This is a genomic window from Streptomyces sp. NBC_01314, assembly GCF_041435215.1.
GTDB lineage: Bacteria > Actinomycetota > Actinomycetes > Streptomycetales > Streptomycetaceae > Streptomyces.
The window spans coordinates 5875274-5896257 of sequence record NZ_CP108394.1 but is presented as its reverse complement, the minus strand read 5'-3'; the positions used below and the strand labels follow the sequence as shown (position 1 = coordinate 5896257).

General features: G+C 71.1%; 17 protein-coding genes and 3 tRNA genes. 10 read left to right on the top strand and 10 right to left on the bottom strand.

Annotation, left to right across the window (positions count from 1 at the left end; genetic code table 11):
- Nucleotides 1-61: 61 nt before the first annotated feature.
- Together OG622_RS25850 and OG622_RS25845 are read right to left on the bottom strand one after the other, a co-directional pair.
- Complete coding sequence (locus OG622_RS25850; RefSeq protein ID WP_371579003.1) at nt 62-310, bottom strand: DUF397 domain-containing protein; 249 nt, start codon at nt 308-310, stop codon at nt 62-64.
- Nucleotides 307-1170, bottom strand: coding sequence for a helix-turn-helix domain-containing protein (locus OG622_RS25845; RefSeq protein WP_371579002.1), 864 nt, complete (start codon nt 1168-1170; stop codon nt 307-309). Before OG622_RS25845 ends, OG622_RS25850 begins: the two co-directional genes overlap by 4 nt.
- Nucleotides 1171-1443: 273 nt before the next feature.
- Between OG622_RS25845 and OG622_RS25840 the strand changes: the two genes are divergently transcribed.
- Complete coding sequence (locus OG622_RS25840; RefSeq protein WP_371579001.1) at nt 1444-1680, top strand: hypothetical protein; 237 nt, start codon at nt 1444-1446, stop codon at nt 1678-1680.
- A 485-nt stretch (nt 1681-2165) separates the two neighbouring features.
- A complete protein-coding gene (locus OG622_RS25835; RefSeq protein WP_371579000.1) occupies nt 2166-2750 on the top strand; it encodes a Uma2 family endonuclease in 585 nt (194 codons plus the stop codon).
- A gap of 86 nt (nt 2751-2836) precedes the next feature.
- Here the strand turns inward: OG622_RS25835 and purL are convergent, their stop codons facing one another.
- From purL to purS, 3 genes are read right to left on the bottom strand one after another with little or no spacing between them, the layout of a single operon-like run.
- Nucleotides 2837-5095 carry a phosphoribosylformylglycinamidine synthase subunit PurL gene (purL, locus tag OG622_RS25830; RefSeq protein WP_371578999.1) on the bottom strand — a complete coding sequence of 753 codons (2259 nt, stop codon included), beginning with the start codon at nt 5093-5095 and terminating at the stop codon, nt 2837-2839.
- A complete protein-coding gene (gene purQ / locus OG622_RS25825) occupies nt 5092-5796 on the bottom strand; it encodes a phosphoribosylformylglycinamidine synthase subunit PurQ (RefSeq protein ID WP_371578998.1) in 705 nt (234 codons plus the stop codon). Before purQ ends, purL begins: the two co-directional genes overlap by 4 nt.
- The gene (gene purS / locus OG622_RS25820) at nt 5793-6056 is read right to left on the bottom strand and encodes a phosphoribosylformylglycinamidine synthase subunit PurS (RefSeq protein ID WP_005482678.1); all 264 of its coding nucleotides are present in this window, start codon (nt 6054-6056) and stop codon (nt 5793-5795) included. Before purS ends, purQ begins: the two co-directional genes overlap by 4 nt.
- Nucleotides 6057-6397: 341 nt before the next feature.
- On the opposite strand from purS, the gene OG622_RS25815 reads away from it, so the two are divergent.
- The 8 genes from OG622_RS25815 (at nt 6398) to OG622_RS25780 (ending at nt 11260) form a co-directional block, all read left to right on the top strand.
- The gene (locus OG622_RS25815; protein WP_371578997.1) at nt 6398-6715 is read left to right on the top strand and encodes an Lsr2 family protein; all 318 of its coding nucleotides are present in this window, start codon (nt 6398-6400) and stop codon (nt 6713-6715) included.
- A 160-nt stretch (nt 6716-6875) separates the two neighbouring features.
- Nucleotides 6876-6947: transfer RNA gene (locus tag OG622_RS25810), tRNA-Gly, on the top strand.
- A gap of 79 nt (nt 6948-7026) precedes the next feature.
- Nucleotides 7027-7099 (top strand) — tRNA-Gly (locus tag OG622_RS25805).
- A 190-nt stretch (nt 7100-7289) separates the two neighbouring features.
- Nucleotides 7290-8363: an ABC transporter ATP-binding protein gene (locus tag OG622_RS25800; RefSeq protein ID WP_371578996.1), complete on the top strand. Its 1074-nt coding sequence runs from the start codon at nt 7290-7292 to the stop codon at nt 8361-8363.
- Nucleotides 8360-9178 (top strand): ABC transporter permease, encoded by an 819-nt coding sequence (locus OG622_RS25795; RefSeq protein ID WP_371578995.1) that lies wholly within the window; start codon nt 8360-8362, stop codon nt 9176-9178. Before OG622_RS25800 ends, OG622_RS25795 begins: the two co-directional genes overlap by 4 nt.
- Before the next feature lie 13 nt (nt 9179-9191).
- Nucleotides 9192-10526 carry a sensor histidine kinase gene (locus OG622_RS25790; RefSeq protein ID WP_371578994.1) on the top strand — a complete coding sequence of 445 codons (1335 nt, stop codon included), beginning with the start codon at nt 9192-9194 and terminating at the stop codon, nt 10524-10526.
- Nucleotides 10523-11164: a response regulator gene (locus OG622_RS25785; RefSeq protein ID WP_371578993.1), complete on the top strand. Its 642-nt coding sequence runs from the start codon at nt 10523-10525 to the stop codon at nt 11162-11164. Before OG622_RS25790 ends, OG622_RS25785 begins: the two co-directional genes overlap by 4 nt.
- Nucleotides 11165-11187: 23 nt before the next feature.
- Nucleotides 11188-11260 (top strand) — tRNA-Gly (locus OG622_RS25780).
- A gap of 53 nt (nt 11261-11313) precedes the next feature.
- Here OG622_RS25780 and OG622_RS25775 read toward each other — a convergent pair.
- The 5 genes from OG622_RS25775 to OG622_RS25755 all read right to left on the bottom strand — a co-directional run bounded on the left by OG622_RS25775 (nt 11314) and on the right by OG622_RS25755 (nt 20836).
- Nucleotides 11314-12213, bottom strand: a complete 900-nt coding sequence (locus OG622_RS25775; protein WP_371578992.1) for a phosphoribosylaminoimidazolesuccinocarboxamide synthase — start codon at nt 12211-12213, stop codon at nt 11314-11316.
- Between the two features lie 85 nt (nt 12214-12298).
- Nucleotides 12299-13804 (bottom strand): N,N-dimethylformamidase beta subunit family domain-containing protein, encoded by a 1506-nt coding sequence (locus OG622_RS25770; protein ID WP_371578990.1) that lies wholly within the window; start codon nt 13802-13804, stop codon nt 12299-12301.
- Between the two features lie 289 nt (nt 13805-14093).
- The gene (locus OG622_RS25765) at nt 14094-16196 is read right to left on the bottom strand and encodes a hypothetical protein (protein WP_371578989.1); all 2103 of its coding nucleotides are present in this window, start codon (nt 16194-16196) and stop codon (nt 14094-14096) included.
- 516 nt (nt 16197-16712) lie between these two features.
- A complete protein-coding gene (purD, locus tag OG622_RS25760; protein ID WP_371578988.1) occupies nt 16713-17966 on the bottom strand; it encodes a phosphoribosylamine--glycine ligase in 1254 nt (417 codons plus the stop codon).
- A gap of 419 nt (nt 17967-18385) precedes the next feature.
- Nucleotides 18386-20836: a DNA polymerase III subunit gamma and tau gene (locus OG622_RS25755; protein WP_371578987.1), complete on the bottom strand. Its 2451-nt coding sequence runs from the start codon at nt 20834-20836 to the stop codon at nt 18386-18388.
- Between the last annotated feature and the right edge of the window lie 148 nt (nt 20837-20984).

Genomic DNA, 20984 nt, shown 5'->3' with positions numbered 1-20984 from the left:
CGGCCGCCCGGCCGACCCGGCGGCCCAGTCACGCCCAGCTGACCAAGCGGCCGGCTGACGCTCACCCGCCCGTACGGACCGCCGGGTCCGTACGGGCGGTTCTTACATGGCCGACGAAGGCGGTGAAGGCGTCCGGCGGGAACAGGAGGGCAGGACCTCCGGGGGCCTTGGAGTCACGGACGGCGACGAGGTTGCGAGTGGGTATGAGGTCGGCGATCTCGATACAGCTGGCGCCCTGGTCGCTGCTGTACGAGGACTTGAACCACGCCTCCTCTCCGGCCAGTTCGAGGGCTTGGGGGTGGCTACTCATGGTCGTTCCAACTCTCGTGCGGCTTGTTCCAGGAAGCGTGGTGTGTCCCGAGGAGCTGGTGCCCCAGCCCGCATCGCATCGAACCGCCGGGCGTACCGCCAGATCTCGGTGTCCTTGTCCGTGACGGTCGCGCCTTCCGCGGTGTCGACGCTCACCACCATCGGCAACGGCCGCTCGAACTCCATAAGGATGAAGTTCCCACTGGCCCGATAGATGGGCACGTTCATCGGCAGGATCTGCACAGTCACATGATCCAGCGTGGCCAGCTCCGCCAGGTGCTTGTACTGCTCCCGCATGACATCCGGGCTGCCGAAAACCCGCCGAAGAGTGGCCTCTTCCAGGATCGCGTGCACCTCGACCGGTCGGTCGCCGCGTGTGATGGCGTCCTTGCGCCGCATACGGATCTCGATGTTCCGCTCGACGAACTCAGTCGTCCGCTCATCCACCGGCTTGGCGATCTCGAACTGGGCGCGCGTGTACGCCTCGGTCTGGAACAGGCCGAACATCACGTCGGGTTGGTACACGCGCAGGATCTTGGCGTCCCCCTCCAACCCGACGCTCATGCCGAACCCCGACGGCATCAGGCTCCGGTACGGCGACCACCAGCCCCGCTGCAACGAGTTCTTGTGGACCTCCAACAGGAACTCCACGTCGTCCACGTCCGTGACGCCGTACCGGTCGAGCAGATCCTTCAAGTCCTGGACCTTGGGGAGGCTCGTCAGACCGTTCTCCACCCGGTACAGCTTCGATTCGGTGAAGCCCAGGCCTCGCACCGCCTGGGCCAGGGTCAGTCCGTTCCCGTCGCCGTCATCGCGGGGCGCTTGCCGACGCAGCCGCCTCAGTTCAATACCGAGCTGCATCCGTCGGATCGTCGGCCCAGTCTTCGTCGCCACCCTGCCCGCCCCTTCTGCGGCCATGCCCGCCAACAGTACGCCGATGCCCGACGGTTGACACCCCGTGCCCGGCACCTCACCACCTGTGAGGCGAGTGTGCCATGCCATGCCCACCTTGCGGAGCACTATGCCAACCTCCTGGCATATTCCACATCTCGTAAAAATTCCACGTTCGATTGCCTCACCTGTGGATCGAGAGGGACCGTGGTCACAGGACACCCCCGAAAGGCGGCAAACCCCATGGCCACCCCCCGTTTCCGCGTCGGTGACCGAGTGCGCGGCACCACCTACGTCCCGCCCGACCTCCGCCGCCAGGAGCGGCCCGAACCCTTCGAAGGGGTCGTCGTGCAGATCGGGTCCGGCTACGACAAGGTCGATGCCGGGCGGGCGTACCTCTGGACGCGGCTGGCCGACCACACCGAGCGGCAGTCGCTCGTCGAGGAGACGGAACTCGTCGTTCGGGAAGGGCAGTCGTGAGGGCGTTGCTGCGTCGGCTCAGCCGACGGATCAGCAGGGGAGACCGGGCGGCGGCCTCGCCCCCGTCGGCACCGTCGGCGCCACTACGGGGCTGGGGCGTCTCCGGACCCCACGTGCCCACGAACGGCGGGGAGGACCGCGACCATGCCTGCCGCTGCTGAGGAGTCGCGCCCCGAACTCCTGTGCACGGTCTGCGGCACCGGCCGCGCGCCCTTCCTGCGCTACGGGACCGTGGACCGTACGGGGCGGATGTGCTCGGAGTGCCTGCGCCGGACCCGGATCTGCGTGCGGTGCCAGTGCCCCGCCGAGAAGCCGGTTCCCGTGGCCTTCGTGCACGGCGCCACGGGTCCGGGCCGTACGGAGTACGCGTGCCGGGACTGTGCCGACCAGGGAGGAAGGTCGCCCGAAAGTGTGATCGACGGCGAAATCAGCCTCGCTCCGACGCCCACGAGTGACACTGGCCTTCGCCTGGAAAGGGGGGCAACATGACGGTTATGGCCGAGCGCACGTCTCAGATGTCGGTGGAGGAGTTCGAAACGATCGCTTCCTCTGCTCCCGAGACCGTCACGTTGGAGTTCATCAACGGACAGATCGGGGTCAAGAAGGTGGCGGACGGAGACCACGACACGATCGTGACGTGGCTTGCGCGGCGCTGTATGCAGGCCAGGCCCGACCTGGACCTGTATCAGGGCCGAGGGCTCAGGGTCGAGTCCTACCGAGCGGGCAGAGCGAAACCGGATGCGGTGGTCACCCCCGAAGCCCACTTCGCGGGGCACGGCGAGTGGGCCGACCCCGACGGGGCGCTCATGGTCGTCGAGGTCACGTCCTACGACTCCGACACCGACCGGCGGGACCGACACGAGAAGCCGGCCGCGTACGGCCAGTCCGGAATTCCTCTGTATCTCCTGATCGACCGAGACTCGTGCACCGTCACCGTGCACAGCGGCCCGGACCCGCTGGTCGGCGGTTACCGCGACGTGCGCACCGCGAAGTTCGGCGAGAAGGTGTCCCTCCCCGATCCGGTCGGTATCGAACTCGACACGGAGATCCTCAAGAACTACGTCCGCTGAGCTGTCAGGACGCGAGGAAGCCCCGCCCGGAAGCATCGATCCGGGCAGGGCTCCGTCGTACGAACGTCGCACGAACAAAGGACTGACTACGCCAGCAGCGCCGGGATCGTGCCCTCGTGCGCGGTGCGCAGCTCCTCCAGGGGGAGGCTGAACTCGCCCTGGATCTCGACGGAGTCACCGTCGACGACACCGATGCGGGTCGCGGGCAGGCCCCGCGCGCCGCACATGTCGTTGAAGCGGAGCTCCTCGGAGCGGGGGACGGCCACGACGGCTCGGCCGGCCGACTCCGACAGCAGGAAGGTGAAGGCGTCCAGGCCGTCGGGGACGATCAGACGGGCGCCCTTGTCGCCGAGCAGGGCCGACTCCACGACCGCCTGGACGAGGCCACCGTCGGAGAGGTCGTGCGCGGAGTCGATCATGCCGTCGCGGGAGGCGGAGATCAGGATCTCGGCCAGCAGGCGCTCGCGCTCCAGGTCGACCCGCGGGGGCAGACCGCCGAGGTGGTCGTGGACGACCTGGGACCAGGCCGAGCCGCCGAACTCCTCATGGGTGTCGCCGAGCAGGTAGAGCAGCTGGCCCTCCTCCTGGAAGGCGACCGGCGTGCGCCGGGCCACGTCGTCGATGACGCCCAGGACCGCGACGACCGGGGTGGGGTGGATGGCCACCTCGCCCGTCTGGTTGTAGAGGGAGACGTTGCCGCCGGTCACCGGGGTGCCCAGCTGCTGGCAGGCGTCCGCGAGACCGCGTACGGCCTCCGCGAACTGCCACATGACCGCCGGGTCCTCGGGCGAGCCGAAGTTCAGGCAGTCCGAGACGGCGAGGGGCTTGGCGCCGGTGGTGGCGACGTTGCGGTACGCCTCCGCCAGGGCCAGCTGGGCGCCGTGGTACGGGTCCAGCTTCGCGTAGCGGCCGTTGCCGTCCGTCGCGATGGCGACGCCGAGGCCGGTCGACTCGTCGATGCGGATCATGCCCGAGTCCTCGGGCTGGGCGAGCACCGTGTTGCCCTGCACGAAGTGGTCGTACTGCGACGTGATCCACTGCTTGGAGGCCTGGTTCGGGGACGCCACCAGCGCCAGGACCTGCTGCCTCAGTTCTTCCGAGGTCGTGGGCCTGGGGAGCTTGTTCGCGTCGTCCGCCTGGAGCGCGTCCTGCCACTCGGGGCGGGCGTACGGGCGCTCGTAGACCGGGCCGTCGTGCGCGACCGTGCGCGGGTCGACGTCGACGATCTTGCCGCCGTGCCAGTAGATCTCCAGGCGGTCGCCGTCGGTGACCTCGCCGATGACCGTGGCGATGACGTCCCACTTGTCGCAGATCTCGAGGAAGCGGTCGACCTTCTCCGGCTCGACGACCGCGCACATGCGTTCCTGCGACTCGCTCATGAGGATTTCCTCGGGAGAGAGGGTCGAGTCGCGCAGGGGTACGTCGTCGAGGGTGACGCGCATGCCGCCGGAGCCGTTCGAGGCCAGCTCGGACGTGGCGCAGGAGAGCCCGGCCGCGCCGAGGTCCTGGATGCCGACGACCAGCTTCTCCTTGAACGCCTCCAGGGTGCACTCGATGAGGAGCTTCTCCTGGAAGGGGTCGCCGACCTGGACGGCGGGACGCTTGGAGGGCTTGGCGTCGTCGAAGGTCTCGGAGGCGAGGATCGAGGCGCCGCCGATGCCGTCGCCGCCGGTGCGGGCGCCGTAGAGGATGACCTTGTTGCCGTCGCCGGAGGCCTTCGCGAGGTGGATGTCCTCGTGCCGCATGACGCCGATGGCACCGGCGTTGACCAGCGGGTTCCCCTGGTAGCAGGCGTCGAAGACGACCTCGCCGCCGATGTTCGGCAGGCCCAGGCAGTTGCCGTAGCCGCCGATGCCGGCGACGACGCCCGGGAGGACACGCTTGGTGTCCGGGTGGTCGGCCGCACCGAAGCGGAGCGGGTCGACGACGGCGACCGGGCGGGCACCCATCGCGATGATGTCGCGGACGATGCCGCCGACACCCGTGGCCGCGCCCTGGTAGGGCTCGACGTACGAGGGGTGGTTGTGCGACTCGACCTTGAAGGTGACCGCGTAGCCCTGGCCGACGTCGACGACGCCGGCGTTCTCGCCGATGCCGACGAGCAGGGCGTCGGAGTGCGGGGCCTTCTCGCCGAACTGGCGGAGGTGCACCTTGGAGGACTTGTACGAGCAGTGCTCGGACCACATGACGGAGTACATGGCGAGCTCGGCGCCGGTCGGGCGGCGGCCGAGGATCTCCACCACCCGCTCGTACTCGTCCTTCTTCAGGCCCAGCTCGGCCCAGGGCAGCTCGACGTCGGGGGTCGCGGCCGCGTGCTCGACCGTGTCCAGAGGCGTCCGGCTCATGCGTTGACCAGCTTCTTGAGGATCGAGGTGAAGAAGGGGAGGCCGTCGGTGCGGCCGGACCCGATGAGGGGTTCGACGGCGTGCTCCGGGTGCGGCATGAGACCCACGACGTTCCCGGCCTCGTTCGAGATGCCGGCGATGTCGCGGAGCGAGCCGTTCGGGTTGCCGCATCCGTCTGTGGCTTCGCCGCTGACGACGTAACGGAACGCGACGCGGCCCTCCGCCTCCAGCTTGTCGAGCGTGTACTCGTCGGCGACGTACCGGCCGTCCATGTTCTTCAGCGGGATGTGGATCTCCTGGCCGGCCGTGTAGTCGGTCGTCCAGGCGGTCTCCGCGTTCTCCACCCGCAGCTTCTGGTCGCGGCAGATGAAGTGGAGGTGGTCGTTGCCGAGCATCGCGCCGGGGAGCAGATGGGCCTCGGTGAGAATCTGGAAGCCGTTACAGATGCCGAGGACCGGCAGTCCGGCCTTCGCCTGCTCGATGACCGTCTCCATCACCGGCGAGAAACGCGCGATGGCTCCGGCGCGCAGATAGTCACCGTAGGAAAAACCGCCGCACAGCACCACGGCGTCGACCTGGTGGAGGTCCTTGTCCTTGTGCCAGAGAGCGACGGGTTCGGCACCGGCGAGCCTGATCGCACGCTGCGTGTCCCGGTCGTCCAGGCTGCCGGGAAAGGTGACGACGCCAATACGAGCGGTCACTTTCCCGCCTCCGCGACTTCCTCGACCTTGACGGTGAAGTCCTCGATCACGGTGTTGGCGAGGAAGGATTCCGCCAGCTCATGGATGCGGGCGAGCGCGGCGTCGTCCACCGGTCCGTCAACTTCCAGTTCGAATCGCTTTCCCTGACGTACGTCGGAGACGCCCTCGAAACCGAGGCGCGGCAGCGCGCGCTGCACCGCCTGGCCCTGGGGGTCGAGGATCTCCGGCTTGAGCATGACGTCGACTACGACGCGTGCCACTGGCACTCCCGGTGTGTGGTGCTGAGCAGGTTCCTTCAGACTACCCGTACGAAATTTCTACGCGGGTAGATTCGTAGGAAACTACAGGGATTCCGGGTGACGGCGGTCACGATCCGGCATCAGGTGATCACCCTCGCGAAAACTTGCGGGAAAGATCCCGTATCCCTATTGCGTGAGGGACACACGGGCGGATTAAGTCTGTCTTCACATTGCAATGCCGGGCACTGTACAAATAAATTGGCAATAGCCGATACTTTGCCCAAATAACAGCCGGACAGTCGACATCTTCCTGACGTCAGGGCACGTCAACGGAGAGATGTCGCACGAAGGGACCGATATTCGTGGCGCAGCGTGTCGTAGTCACTCTCTCCGACGACATCGACGGCTCGGAAGCAGCGGAGACGATCGCCTTCGGACTCGACGGCAAGTCGTACGAGATCGACCTGAACGAAGCCAATGCCAAGAAACTGCGTAAGGCGCTCGCGCCCTACGTGGACGCCGGCCGCAAGCGGTCGAGGTCGGGCAAGGCGTACAGGCAGACCCAGATCGCTCCGGACCCGGCGGCCGTCCGCGCCTGGGCCCAGGCCAACAAGCTGGAGGTCCCCGCACGCGGCCGGATCCCCAAGAGGGTCTACGAGGCGTTCGCCGAGGCGCAGTAGCGCCGCTCCCGCCGGCCGGCCCTCAGGATTCGTCAGCGGTCCCCGGGGGCGGCCGACTTGGCCCCCGGGGACAACCGACTTGCGTTGCCCCCGGGCGGATCAGCTAGAGTCTGGAGCACGCCGAGGGGCAAGGCCGAAAGGTCCGGCTCACCGGAGTCACGCGGGTGTAGTTCAGTAGTAGAACATCCCCCTTCCAGGGGGAAGGCGCAGTGTGCAATTCCTGTCACCCGCTCTGGATCACTTACCGACCACTGTTGTGGATCAGGTAAAGTAGTCCTCGCGCCGATCGGTGGGAGCCGGTCGGAGGCAATGCGGACGTAGCTCAGTTGGTAGAGCGCAACCTTGCCAAGGTTGAGGTCGCCAGTTCGAACCTGGTCGTCCGCTCGTTAAAGAAGGCCCCGGTCCACTGGACCGGGGCCTTCTTCGTGATCCCGACTCCCGCGTTCACGGCTCCAGTGTTCACGTCTCCCGCGGTCACAACTCCCCCTTCATGACTCCCGCGTCTGACATTTGTCATGTCGAGTGATGACACCGCGCACTGCCCTCCGGCCCTTGCCGACGAGACGCTGAAGGCATGAAGACGAACGGGCACGAGGGCGTGAGCACCCACGATCACGAGAACGTGATCGAGGTCACCGACCTGCGGCGCGTGTACGGGGGCGGTTTCGAGGCCGTGCGGGGGATCACGTTCTCCGTCGGCCGGGGAGAACTCTTCGCGCTCCTGGGCACCAACGGCGCGGGCAAGACATCGACGGTCGAACTGCTGGAAGGACTCGCACCGCCGTCCGGCGGCCGGGTGCGGGTCCTCGGGCACGACCCCTACGGGGAGCGCGCGGCCGTACGCCCCCGCATCGGCGTGATGCTGCAGGAGGGCGGCTTCCCCTCCGAACTGACCGTCGCGGAGACGGTACAGATGTGGGCCGGCTGCACCAGCGGGGCGCGGCCCGTCGGAGAGGCGCTGGAGATCGTCGGGCTCGGACGGCGGGCCGGCGTACGGGTCAAGCAGCTGTCCGGGGGTGAGAAGCGGCGCCTCGACCTGGCGCTCGCGCTCCTGGGGCGCCCCGAGGTCCTCTTCCTGGACGAGCCGACGACCGGGCTCGACGCGGAGGGCCGCCAGGACACGTGGGAACTGGTGCGGGAGTTGCGCGACGGGGGAACGACCGTGCTGCTCACCACGCACTACCTGGAGGAGGCGGAGGATTTGGCCGACCGGCTCGCCATCCTCCACGAGGGCGCCGTCGCCGCGACCGGCACCCCGGCCGAGGTGACCGCCTCCCAGCCGTCCCGCATCTCGTTCGAACTGCCCGCCGGGTACTTCCTGGGCGACCTGCCGCCGCTGGGCGAGCTGGGTGTCACCGGGCACGAGGAGCACGACCGCGTGGTGGTGCTGCGCACGCACGAACTGCAGCGGGCGGCCACCGGACTGCTGGTGTGGGCGGAGCGGGCACGGGTCGAGTTCCGGCGCCTCGAGGTGCGGTCGGCCTCGCTGGAGGAGGCGTTCCTGCGGATCGCCCGGGAGTCGGCGGAGGCGGCGCGTGCGGATACGGAATCCCGTACCGACACGGGACCGCGTGGGGGCAAGGGATCGCGTACGGGCAAGGGACCGCGTGCGGGCAAGGGATCGCGCAAGAACGGGGTGGCGGCATGAGCACGACCACGGGTACGACGGCGGGGGCGGAGGCGGTCGTCAGGGCCGGGACGACGACTCTCAGGAGCCGGATGACCGCGCTCGCCCGCGCCGAGCTGACGCTCCTGGGGCGGAGCCGGGCCACGATGTTCACGGCATTGCTCATGCCGTTGCTGCTGCCGCTCAGTGTGCGGTCGGCGACGGACCAGATGGACCTGGGGAAGGCCGGGCTGAGCATCGGGACGGTCATCCTCCCCGCCGCCATCGGCTTCTCGCTGCTCTTCGCGATCTACACCGCTCTCACCAACATCTACGTCGTACGCCGCGAGGAACTCGTCCTGAAGCGGCTGCGGACCGGTGAGCTGCGCGACCCGGAGATCCTGGCCGGGGCCGCGCTGCCCGCCGCCGGCATCGGGTTCGCGCAGTGCGTGCTCCTCGCGATCGGCTGCACGGTCCTGCTCGACGTCGGGGCGCCGCCCGCGCCGCACCTGGCCGTGCTGGGGGTCCTGCTGGGCATCGTCCTGTGCGTGGCGCTGGCGGCGGTCACCGCGAGCCTCAGCCGTACCGCCGAGAGCGCGCAGCTCACCAGCCTGCCGCTGATGCTCGTGTCCCTGCTCGGGTCGGGCATCACCGTGCCGCTCGAAGTGCTGCCCGACCGGGTGGCGTCCGTCTGCGAACTGCTGCCGCTCAGCCCCGTGATCACGCTGGTGCGCGGCGGCTGGACCGGCGACCTGTCCGCGTACGACGCCCTGGGCGCCCTCGCCACCGCGCTGGCCTGGACCGTGCTCGCGGTGTTTGCTGTACGGCGGTGGTTCCGCTGGGAACCGCGCCGATGAGGGGGGTTGAGCCATGCGAGGGCCGGGGGCTTGGTGGCGGACGAAGAGCACACCGGCGAAGGTGGAGACGTACACGCGGTGGTCGTTCCAGACCTTCCCGTTGATCGAGGTCGGCGGGTTCGGGATACCGCTCTTCGGCCAGATACCCCTGCGGTACGCAGGCTGGGTCTTCGCCCTGGTGACCGTGCACGGCGCGCTCTGCTCGGTCGCGGTCTCCCGGGCGCTCGACTGGGTGCGCGACCGCCGTGAGCAGCCCGTACGCCTGCTCTGGACCATCGGGGTCGTCACCGCGCTGGTCGGCTGCGCGGCGATGGTGCTCGCCAGCAGCGCGTCCCTCGGGGACGACCCCCGTGCGGCGCTGTTCGCGACGTTCGGGGGCGTGCTGATCTTCGGCGTCGGTACCATCGCGCTCGGTGTCCGCAGCCGCCGTCGCCTGGCGGCCGTGATCGTGGCCTTCGCCACGGGCGGCGGGGCTTCGGCCCTCGGCGCCGGGGCCGGCGGGAGCTCCGCACTGGCGGCCCTGGTGGTGGTGCTGATCGGCACCACCTCCCTCGCCCTCACCTCCGTCTTCTCCGTCTGGCTCCTCACGGCCGTCTACGAACTCGCCGACGCCCGCGAGACCCGCGCCCGGCTCGCGGTCGCCGAGGAGCGGCTCCGCTTCGGGCGCGACCTGCACGACGTGATCGGCCGCAACCTCGCGGTCATCGCCCTGAAGAGCGAGCTTGCCGTCCAGCTGGCCCGCCGGGAACGGCCCGAGGCGGTCGAGCAGATGATCGAGGTCCAGCGGATCGCGCAGGAGTCGCAGCGCGAGGTGCGGGATGTCGTACGGGGATACCGGGAGGCCGACCTCGGGGTCGAACTCTCCGGTGCGCGGGGCGTGCTGGCGGCGGCCGGCATCACCTGCTCGGTCGACGGGGCGGACACCGCCGGGCTGCCCGGCGAGGTGCAGTCCGCGCTCGCCTGGGTGGTGCGGGAAGGGACGACGAACGTGCTCCGGCACGGGAACGCCGTGCGGTGCGCGGTGGTATTGAAGGTGACGGAGGGGCAAGTGGTGCTGACCGTGGAGAACGACGGGATACGGGCGGCGGGTGCGGAGGAGGACGCCGGGCGTTCCGTCGGCGCCGGGTCCGGGCTCGCCGGGCTGCGGGAGCGGCTGGCGGTGGTGGACGGGACGCTGGAGGCGGGGCCGGCGGGTGGAGAGGTGTTCCGGGTGGTGGCGCGGGTGCCGCTGGCCTCGGCCGGGTCGGCGTCCGCCGAGAACTCGGGCTCGGCTTCTCCAGCGGACTCGGCTTCGAGGGGTACGTCGGCCACGGTCGGCCCGGCGGTCGTACGACGGGCCGCGTCATGACGGGCGTACCGGAGGCGGCGGCGGACGGGCGGCCCGTGCGGCTGTTGCTCGCCGACGACGAGCATCTGATCCGGGGGGCGCTGGCCGCGTTGCTGGCGTTGGAGGACGACCTGTTGGTGGTCGCGCAGGCGGCGAGCGGGCCGGAGGCGCTGGCGATGGCGCTGGCGCACACGCCGGACGTGGCCGTGCTGGACCTGCAGATGCCGGGGGCCGACGGTGTGAGGGTCGCCACATCGCTGCGGGCCGAACTGCCGGGCTGCCGCGTACTGATCGTGACCGGTCACGGCCGACCGGGGCATCTGAAGCGGGCGCTTGCGGCAGGTGTGCGCGGGTTCGTCCCCAAGACCGTCAGCGCGCAGCGGCTCGCGGAGATCATCCGGGCCGTGCATGCGGGGAACCGCTATGTGGACCCGGAGTTGGCGGCCGACGCGATCTCCTCCGGCGACTCCCCGCTCACCGCGCGGGAGGCCGAGGTCCTCGAGCTCGCCGCCGACGGGGCGCCCGTCGCGGAGATCGCCGAGCGGGCCGCGCTGTCCCAGGGGACTGTCCGGAACTATCTGTCGTCGGCCACGTCCAAGCTCGGGGTGGAGAACCGGCACGCGGCGGTACGTCTCGCACGGGAGCGGGGTTGGGTATAGTAGGCCTCGCGCCACGGCGCAGCGCGGACGTAGCTCAGTTGGTAGAGCGCAACCTTGCCAAGGTTGAGGTCGCCAGTTCGAACCTGGTCGTCCGCTCTTGAGATCGAAAGAAGGCCCCGGTCCACTGGACCGGGGCCTTCTTCGTGCGCCTAGCTCCAGCGCATGCCCGTCAGTCGCTCGTACGCCTCCACGTACTTGGCGCGGGTCGCGGCGATGATCTCCTCGGGCAGCGGCGGCGGGGGCTGCTCGCTCGCGCGGTCCCAGCCGGAGGCGTCCGAGGTCAGCCAGTCGCGGACGAACTGCTTGTCGAAGGACTGCTGGGCGCGGCCCGGCTCCCACAGGTCGGCCGGCCAGAAGCGGGACGAGTCCGGGGTGAGGACCTCGTCGGCGAGAACCAGGGTGTCGTCCTCGTAGCCGAACTCGAACTTGGTGTCGGCCAGGATGATGCCCCGGGCACGGGCGATGTCCCGGGCGCGGCCGTACACGGCGAGGGTCGTCTGGCGCAGCTGGGCGGCAGTCTCCGCGCCGACCTGGCGGGCGACCTCCTCGTACGACACGTTCTCGTCGTGCTCGCCGACGGCGGCCTTGGTGGCCGGGGTGAAGATCGGCGCGGGCAGCTCCGAGCCGTCGACCAGGCCCTCGGGGAGGGCGAGGCCGCAGACCGTACGGGAGTCGTTGTACTCCAGCAGGCCCGAGCCGGTGAGGTAGCCGCGGGCCACGGCCTCCACCGGGACCATCTTGAGCGACTTGCAGACGAGGGTGCGGCCCGCCCAGTCGGCGGGGGCGTCCTGCGGCAGTTCGGTGCTCAATACGTGGTTCGGGACCAGGTCGGCGAGCTGGTCGAACCACCAGAGGGACAGCTGCGTGAGGACACGCCCCTTGTCGGGGATCTCCGTCGGCAGCACCCAGTCGAACGCGGACGTTCGGTCGCTGGCGACCATCACGAGGTCGCCCGCCTCGTTCTGGTACAGCTCGCGCACCTTGCCGGTGTGCAGATGCACCAGGCCCGGAACCTGGATCGGCTCGGGCTTTTCTACGAATCCGGACACGGTTCCTCCCCGTGGTGATGTCCAAGTGGCTCGATTCTCCCGTACGCGGGGAACCGATCTTGGCCAGGGGTTGTACTGACTGGGCTCAGTCGCGTTTGCAGATGCGGTCCAGGAGGTTTGCCGTGGCTCGCTGGACCCGCGTGTCGACGTGGCCAGGCCGGTCCAGAGCGGGGGACCAGGCGAACGTTCCGGATGCGAAGACCCAGGCACCGGAGGGGGCCCGGTACAGGGAGGTCTCCTGATGGCGGACGATCGCGTCCTTGTCCCGGTAGGGGGAGTGGGCGAGGAGGATGCGGCCCTGGTGCTCGGGGAGCGGGGTGCGGGGGAAGTAGCGGTCGGCCTCGCCGGCGACCATGCCTTCCAGCTCGTCGTTCTCGTGGGCGCCGGTCGCGTCCCAGAGCCAGTGCTCGGCGTTGCGCACGACCAGGGGGTGGGGTTCGGGGACCCGGCCCTCGTACTGGATGCCCATCAACTGCTGTTCGGGACGGTCGATTTCGCGCCACAGTGCGGGTTTGCCGGGGCCCCGGCGTTTTCGGCAGGTGAGGAGGCGGTCGGGGACACCGGACGGGGAGGGGCTCAGCTCCACCTGCCAGTACATGGTGTTGGAGGAGAGGAAGACCAGCGAGGTGCCGGTGTCGCGGGCGAGTTCGGTGGTGCGACGCATCTGCGGTGACCAGTACTCGTCGTGGCCCGGGAAGACCAGCCCCCGGTAGCGGCTGGGGTCGACGCGGCCGGAGTGCAGGTCGCGGGCGTCGGCGTAGGCGAGGTCATAGCCGTAGCGCTCGGCCCAGCGGATGAAGTCGTAGGCGTGGCCGACGTGGAGAGGGAGGCCGGCACCGGCGTACGGACGGTCGAAGGAGACGGTCGTCGCGGCATCGGACTCGCCGAGCAGCCGGCCGTCCTCGTCCCAGGCGTGGTAGAGGCTGGCGCCGGTGCGGCCGTCCTCCGGATAGAGGTTGTACGCCTGCCAGGTGATGTCCGGGAGCAGGAGCAGCAGGTCGGCCTGGCGGTCGTCGCGGATGGTGAACGGCACGTGGGAGCGGTAGCCGTCGGCGGTGGTCAGGACCGCCACGTACGCGCCGACGTTCCAGTAGCTCGGGATCTGCAGCCGCCAGGAGAGCCACCAGTGGTGGCAGGAGACCGTGCGGTCGGCGGTGAGGGGCGGGGGCTGGACGATGCCGGAGAGGCGGGGGCTGGTGGTGATCTTCGCCGCGCCGACACCGCTGTAGTGGCCGATGCGGTAGATGTCGACGCCGAATTCCTGGGGCGGGTCCACGGTGATGTGGAAGTCGATGGACTGGCCGGGGGCGGCCGCTCCGGTCGCCGTGAAGCCCTTGATCTGGCGGTGCACGTCGTCGGCGGAGCGGGGGCCCGGCGGGGTGCGGGGTGCGGGGACGCGGGCGCCTTTGGCCGGCGCGTGGGGCTCGGGCGGGCCCGGCTCCACATACCAGGGGACCACGTGGCCGGTGTCGTCGAAGTACGTCACATTGCCCCGTAGCCAGGGGACCGGGCCCTGGCCGAAAGGGTCCGTCACGGCGTGGGCGAGGGCGCCCGATTCCCAGCGGCGGATGTGGTGGTGCTCCGAGCTCATGAGTTCTCCCCTCCCTCGTCCCCCGTGAGCTGTCGCAAGCCCTTGCTACGTACGCGATCGGTCCCAGCACATCACATTAAGCACGCACTCCGTCACCGTTCGTCGCGAATGGACGAGAGTGGAACAGTGGACTCCGGATGGGGAGTTGGGAGAGCGGGGGTGAGCTGGGCTGAGCCGGGGGCCCGGCGGGGGTGGTCGGCGGTGGTTGTGGGTTCGTGGTGGGGTGGTCGTGGGGTGTTGTGGGAGGACTCTGCGCCCGGGAGCAGGCCGGTGCTGTGGTCGGTCGCGTTCACACCAGGCGGACCGGTTTCTCCGGGCGGACGCCGAGGCGGCGGAGCCAGTCGCGGAGAGGGGCGGGGTCGCCGTCCTCCACGAGGGTCAGGACTTGGGGGGCGAGGTCGGCCGCCCGTACGCCGTCGACGAGGAGGGAGGGGCCGTCCAGCCAGTCCAGGCCCGGGTTCGCACCCGCCGTGTCCATCGCCGCGCAGCACACCATCGCGGCGACGTGCTCCGTCAGCAGCTCGCGGTCCGTGCGGGGCGGTTGCATCGGGAACAGCGGCAGCAGGTCGTCGTCCCACAGCGCCCGGTCCGGCCCCTGCGTCTCGGCTCCCCCGGCCGTGGTGGGCACGGCAGCCGGGGCCGCCGCCTCCTCCCGAGCCAGCTCGGCGGTCAGCGCGGCGGCGAGAGCGGCGGACTGGGCGTTGGCGAGACCGGGCTCGTCATCGTCACCGACATCGACACCGACACCGTCATCGCTGTCACCGTGGCTTTCGGTGGCGCCGTGGCCGTCGCCGTGCCCATGGCCGTCGCCGGCGCCGTGGCCACGATGGGATATGTGGGGCCCGTTCGGCTCTTGGTCGGGGTTGTGCTCGTGCTCCCGGCCTTGAGGGGCTTCGGGGGGCGGCACGGGGGCGGTGGGGGCTGCGGGGGCGAGGGTCTTGGGCGGGGTGGTCAGGTGGTTCAGTACGCGGGAGAGGGTGGGGCCACCGAGGGCCGGGCCGGTGGGGTCGGTGCTCGCGTCGCCAGTCGTGTGGCGGACTCCCAGCGCGTCGAGGACGCGGTGGAGGCGGGCCGCGTCGGTGCGCCATTTGCGGTCGACGACCTCGTCCGGGTACTCGTGCCAGTCGACCGGGGACCAGTCGGGGCCGGACTCGGCGGGGCCGCCGTGGAAGAGGCGGGCGGCGAGGAGGGACGCGGCCTCGTCGATCGTGCCGGGCTCTTCGAGGAGGTCGCAGGCGGGGCGCTCGCCCAGCCGGGAGGCGAAGCCCTCGGCGAGGCGGTCGCGGCGGGACAGCTCCGTGAGCGCGGCGACGACACCCGCGTCCAGGCGGGACGGCCAGCGGCCCATCCGCCAGGCGGGCAGCGCGACCCGGGTGAGGAGACGGTCCCAGCCCGCGTAGGCCAGGCCGACCTGCTCCTGGGCGACGATCCGCAGACCGTAGTCCACAGCCTGTGCACGCTCGGCCGCCGCGGCGGCGACCCCGCGCTCCATCTCGGCCGCGTGCCCCCGGCAGCCGCGCAGGAGCAGCCGGGTCACCCAGCCGACACCGGCCAGCACCGTACGGACGAGCGGGCCGCGCGTCGGGGCCGAGGTGACGGCCACGGCGGCGTCCAGCCCGCGGACGAAACGGCGGGCCGCGGCTATGTCCGGGTGCGCCGACGGGCCCGTACCCGCGACGACCGGTGCCAGCACCGCCCGTAGCTCACCGACCCGCATCCACCACAGGAAGGGCGAGCCGATGACGAGCACGGGGGCGATCGGCGCGCGGTGCCGCCGGTGAGAGGAGAGTCCGGACTCCGGACCGGACTGCAGACGGGACTGCGGTCCGGACGACGATCCGCCGGCACCCGGCATCTCGTCGGCCCGCTCGCCACCGGGGCCGCCGGCCACGCCTGGTCCCCTGCCGTCCGCGTCCGCCCCGTCGGACCCGTCGGTCGAGGAGTGGGCGGGCCGGGGCACGGGGGGCGTGTTGTGGGACGGATGGGTGCGGTCCTCCAGCCAGCTGTCGCAGTCCGGGGTGAGCGCTATCGCGGAGGGGGCCGGGACGTCGAGGCGGTCGGCCAGGTCCCGCACCAGGCGGTAGAGATCGGGCGCGGCCTTCTCGGTGACCGGGACCGTGGGGCTCACGGCGGGCCGGGCGCGGGCGACGACGAGCGCGATGCCTGCGGCCGCCAGCAGCACGACGAGGGCGAGGCCGGACACGACCCGGCTCGCCATGGACCAGCCGGGGCCGGTCAGATGGCCGGTCACCCCGCCGGCCAGCAGGACGACGGCAACGGCCGCGGGCAGCACTGCCACGGCCAGCGCCCTGCTGCGGACACGCAGCACGGCGAGGGCCCGTGCGCGCGCGCCCTGCGCGCCCGCCTCCTCACCACCTGCCATACCGGTCACGGCCCGACGTCACCCCCTGCTGTCCCGTGCGGCGCACACCGCGACGCCTGCGACGACTGCTTGTCACAGTGGTCGCCGCCGAATGCCCTGACGTTGTTCACTCCCCCACTGTGGCACCGCCCACCGACATCGCAATGCCGGTGAGCCAAGTGCCGGAACACTTGCGCCGCACCCTAGTTGGGGCCCCGGCCGCCGTCAGCCGGATAGGCCATCGCTCACTCGATGGAATGGCTTTGGGGAGAGGTGGATGACGCTGGGCAAGGATCGGGCCCCGGATTCCGACGGATTTTCCAGGGGTTCCTGGGGTCTCCGAGGGATTCCGGGGCCTGGGGTTCGTACCCGTTGATGGTGCTTCGCATGCGGATGTCGCGAAGGGGGCGGATGCGTGCGGATGTGAATCGATGCGTACAGCTGCACGGCGGCGTACGGCTGCACGGCTGTGCGTACGACTGCACGGCTGCGTACGGAAAGGCGTGGAGGGGCGTTGGAGGGCGTGGAAGGTCGGCGGTCAGTCGGTCACGCCTCGGCTGCCGCCTTCGCCGCGATGTCCGAACGGTGCTGGGAGCCGTCGAGGCCGATGCGGGCGACGGCGGTGTAGGCGCGGTCGCGGGCCTGGGTGAGGTCCTTGCCGGTGGCCGTGACGGAGAGGACGCGTCCGCCGGCGCTGACGACGTCGTCGCCGGCGCGCTTGGTGCCGGCGTGCAGGACGTACGCGTGCGGGGCGTCCACGGCGGCGACCTCGTCGAGGCCGGTGATGGGGTCGCCGGTGCGCGGCGAGCCGGGGTAGTTGTGCGAGGCCACGACCACGGTGACGGCCGCGTCGCCGCTCCAGCGGAGGGGTTCGAGGTCGCCGAGGGTGCCGTTGGCGGCGGCGAGCAGAACACCCGCCAGCGGGGTCTTGAGGCGGGCGAGGACGACCTGGGTCTCCGGGTCACCGAACCGCGCGTTGAACTCGATCACCCGTACGCCTCGGCTGGTGATCGCCAGGCCCGCGTAGAGCAGGCCGGAGAAGGGGGTGCCGCGGCGCCGCATCTCGTCGACCGTCGGCTGCAGCACGGTCTGCAGGACCTCGTCGACCAGCTTCGGGTCGGCCCACGGGAGCGGCGAATACGCGCCCATGCCGCCGGTGTTGGGGCCATCGTCGCCGTCGAGCGCGCGCTTGAAGTCCTGCGCGGGCTGGAGCGGGACGACGGTGACACCGTCGGTGACGGCGAAGAGGGAGACCTCGGGGCCGTCCAGGAACTCCTCGATGACGACCCGGCCGCAGGCGAGCGCGTGCTCACGGGCCTGGGCGAGGTCCGCCGTCACGACGACACCCTTGCCGGCCGCGAGGCCGTCGTCCTTCACGACGTACGGCGCGCCGAACGCGTCCAGCGCCTCGTCGATCTCCTCGGCGGTGGTGCAGACGTACGACCGCGCGGTGGGCACACCGGCCCCGGCCATGACCTCCTTGGCGAAGGCCTTGGAGCCCTCCAGGCGCGCGGCCTCACCGGACGGACCGAACACCGGGATGCCCGCCTCGCGTACGGCGTCGGCGACACCCGCGACCAGCGGGGCCTCCGGCCCCACGATCACCAGGTCGGCTTCCAGCCGCGTGGCCAGCGCGCTCACGGCGGCGCCGTCCAGCGCGTCGACCGGGTGCGACTCGGCCACCTCCGCGGTGCCGGCGTTGCCGGGCGCGCAGTGGAGTGCGGTGACATCGGAGTCGAGGGACAGCGAACGGCACAGCGCGTGCTCACGAGCACCGGTACCAATGACAAGGACCTTCACGGTGCCAGCCTAGCCGGAGGGGGCGGGCGACTTTGTGGGGGCTTCCGAAGAGTGGGACGGCGGGGGTTTGTCGGATCACACGAAGGTGAGGCGGGGTGCGGGGGCGGGAACCCTCGGTTGCGGCCCCGCGTCGGCGGAGCGAGGGCGAGGGCGAACAGGCTTCTTCCCAGGTGGCCCCGCCATCGGCCAACGGTGCGGCCGGCCTCGGTGAATGAGATAGGCGAGTGGGATCGGTGAGTGAGATCGGTGAGTGAGAACTGGCCGGGCCCAGCCGGACTGGTCCCGGCACCCGACGGTATGCCTGCCGCCCGCACCGCAGCGCCCCGCACCGCAGCGTCAGCCGGGGCTCTGGCCGGAGCCTCACGGTTGGCCTCCGCGGTTGCGGTTGTGGCCCTCCGCGCTCGTGGCTCGCTCGCCCGCTACTCGTTCACGATCTCCTCCACCACCGTCGCCCCCAGTTCCCGCACGATCAGGTCGTGGCCGGAGAGGGCCGATTCGTCGAGGTCGGGATCGTCGTCCTCGGGGGTGTCGTCCTCAGGGGAGACGGGCGGGGGTTCGGGGGCCGACGGTGGCCCGGCGGAGACGGGCGGGGCGCTCGGGGTCGACCGGTGGGACGTGGCCGGACGGGGGGCCGCCGAGGCCTGGGGCGCGGCCGGACGGGACGCCGGGGCCGGGGAGCCGCCGTAGCCACCCGCGGAGCCGCCACCTCCGTATCCGCCGCCCGTGCCACCGCCGCCGCCGTAGCCACCCGCGGCCGGCGCGGGAGACCCGTAGCCGCCCGGTGGGGTCGAGCCGCCCGAGGTGTCGATGACCGCCTCGATCTTCCAGTGGACGTTGAACTGCTCGGCCAGGGCCGACCGCAGTACGTCCTCGCTGCCGCTGCTCGCGAAGTTGTCCCGGGCGCCCGCGTTGACGAAGCCGATCTGGAGGGTCGTGCCGTCGAACCCGGCCACGTGCGCGTTCTGGCTGAGCAGGATCCAGGTGAAGCGGCGGCGGTTCTTCACCGTCTCCAGGATGTTCGGCCAGAGCGTGCGGGGGTCGGGTCCGCCGGGGGCCGGGTTGTGGGCGGCGGGGGCCTGGGCCGCGGCCGGAGGGCCGGGCTGGGCGTAGGCGGCGGGCGGGCCCGGTGCGGGGGGCGTGGTCGGGCCGGGCGCGTCCGGGGTCCCGGGGCCACCGCCGGCGGGCGCGGCCGTCGGCCACCCGCCGGGCCGGCGGCCACTGCCCGCGGCGGCCGGGGTGGGCCAGGAGCCTGGGGCGGAGCCGCCAAGGGCGCCCGGCGCGGAGGCGGGCGCGTTGGGGTGTGCGGGGGCCGGGTGTGGCGGGTGGGTGGGGTTCGCGCCCTGGTTGGCGTGCGCGGGGGCGGTGGGCGGCGTGGCCGAAGCGGCGGCCGGGGCGATCGGCGCGGCCTCAGGTGGGGCAGCCGGAGCCGCCCCGCCCGGGGACGGCTGTCCGCCGACGGCGCCCCCGGCACCGTACGCATCCGGACGGGGGCCCGGCGCGCCCGGGGCCCCTGTTCCGTCGCCCGCGGTGCCCCGGACCGCGGCCCGAGCCGCCGCGGGCCCACCGCCGGGCGGGACCTGCGCGGGTTGCGGAACGTGTGGGGCGTGTGGGGCCTGCGGAGGCGCGCCCATGGGCGGGGCGGCGGCTCCTCCGTGCGCTTCTGGGCCGGGCACGTACCCCATGGCGGGTCCGGCGCCGCCGCCCGAGAAGTTCACCCCGCGCTCCAGGCGGTCCAGGCGGGCCATGACGGATCGTTCGTCGCCGTAGGTGGCGGGGAGGAGCACACGGGCACAGATCAGTTCGAGCTGGAGGCGGGGCGAGTTCGCTCCGCGCATCTCGGTGAGGCCCTCGTTGACGAGGTCGGCGGCGCGGCTGAGCTCGGCGGCACCGAACACGCCGGCCTGGGCCTGCATCCGTTCCAGGACCTCGACGGGGGCGTCGATGAGGCCCTTCTCGATGGCGTCCGGCACGGCGGCCAGGATCACCAGGTCCCGCAGCCGCTCCAGCAGGTCGGCCACGAACCGCCGCGGATCGTTGCCGGTCTCGATGACGTGGTCGACGACCTCGAAGGCCACGGCCCCGTCCCCCGAGGCGAAGGCCTCGACGACCGAGTCCAGCAGGGACCCGTCCGTGTAACCGAGCAGCGACGTGGCCATGGCGTACGTCACGCCCTCGTCCGTCGCACCCGCCAGCAGCTGGTCCATGACGGACATCGAGTCACGCACGGAGCCGGCTCCGGAGCGCACGACCAGCGGGAGGACACCCTCCTCGACCGGGATCTTCTCCTTGCCGCAGACCTCGCCGAGGTACTCCCGGAGCGTGCCGGGGGGCACCAGCCGGAACGGATAGTGGTGCGTACGCGACCGGATCGTGCCGATGACCTTCTCGGGCTCGGTGGTCGCGAAGATGAACTTGAGGTGCTCCGGCGGCTCCTCGACGACCTTCAGCAGCGCGTTGAAACCGGCCGACGTGACCATGTGGGCCTCGTCGATGATGTAGATCTTGTACCGACTGCCCGCCGGTCCGAAGAATGCCTTCTCGCGCAGGTCACGGGCATCGTCCACACCACCGTGCGATGCGGCGTCGATCTCGATCACGTCGATCGACCCCGGTCCGTTCCGTGCCAGGTCCTGGCAGGACTGGCACTCTCCGCACGGCGTCGGCGTGGGCCCCTGCTCGCAGTTCAGACACCGGGCGAGGATCCGCGCGCTGGTCGTCTTCCCGCACCCACGCGGCCCGCTGAACAGGTACGCGTGATTGACCCGGTTGTTCCGCAGCGCCTGCTGCAGCGGGTCGGTGACATGCTCCTGCCCGATGACCTCGGCGAACGACTCCGGGCGATAGCGGCGGTACAGCGCGAGAGACGACACGCCTACGAGGTTATAGGCGCCCACTGACAACACGGACCGCCGCGGAAGCAGACCAGGGCCGAAGCGGCGCCTGAGCGTCGACAGGCCTCTCGGCGATCGGCTCGCGATCATCGGCCCGGAGCGCGAGCCATCGGCTCAACGTGGGGGC

Coding starts and splice junctions, on each gene's coding strand:
- OG622_RS25850 (WP_371579003.1), bottom strand. CDS start 310: ATGAGTAGCCACCCCCAAGCCCTCGAACTGGCCGGAGAGGAGGCGTGG.
- OG622_RS25845 (WP_371579002.1), bottom strand. CDS start 1,170: ATGCAGCTCGGTATTGAACTGAGGCGGCTGCGTCGGCAAGCGCCCCGC.
- OG622_RS25840 (WP_371579001.1), top strand. CDS start 1,444: ATGGCCACCCCCCGTTTCCGCGTCGGTGACCGAGTGCGCGGCACCACC.
- OG622_RS25835 (WP_371579000.1), top strand. CDS start 2,166: ATGACGGTTATGGCCGAGCGCACGTCTCAGATGTCGGTGGAGGAGTTC.
- purL (WP_371578999.1), bottom strand. CDS start 5,095: ATGAGCCGGACGCCTCTGGACACGGTCGAGCACGCGGCCGCGACCCCC.
- OG622_RS25800 (WP_371578996.1), top strand. CDS start 7,290: ATGAAGACGAACGGGCACGAGGGCGTGAGCACCCACGATCACGAGAAC.
- OG622_RS25795 (WP_371578995.1), top strand. CDS start 8,360: ATGAGCACGACCACGGGTACGACGGCGGGGGCGGAGGCGGTCGTCAGG.
- OG622_RS25790 (WP_371578994.1), top strand. CDS start 9,192: ATGCGAGGGCCGGGGGCTTGGTGGCGGACGAAGAGCACACCGGCGAAG.
- OG622_RS25785 (WP_371578993.1), top strand. CDS start 10,523: ATGACGGGCGTACCGGAGGCGGCGGCGGACGGGCGGCCCGTGCGGCTG.
- OG622_RS25770 (WP_371578990.1), bottom strand. CDS start 13,804: ATGAGCTCGGAGCACCACCACATCCGCCGCTGGGAATCGGGCGCCCTC.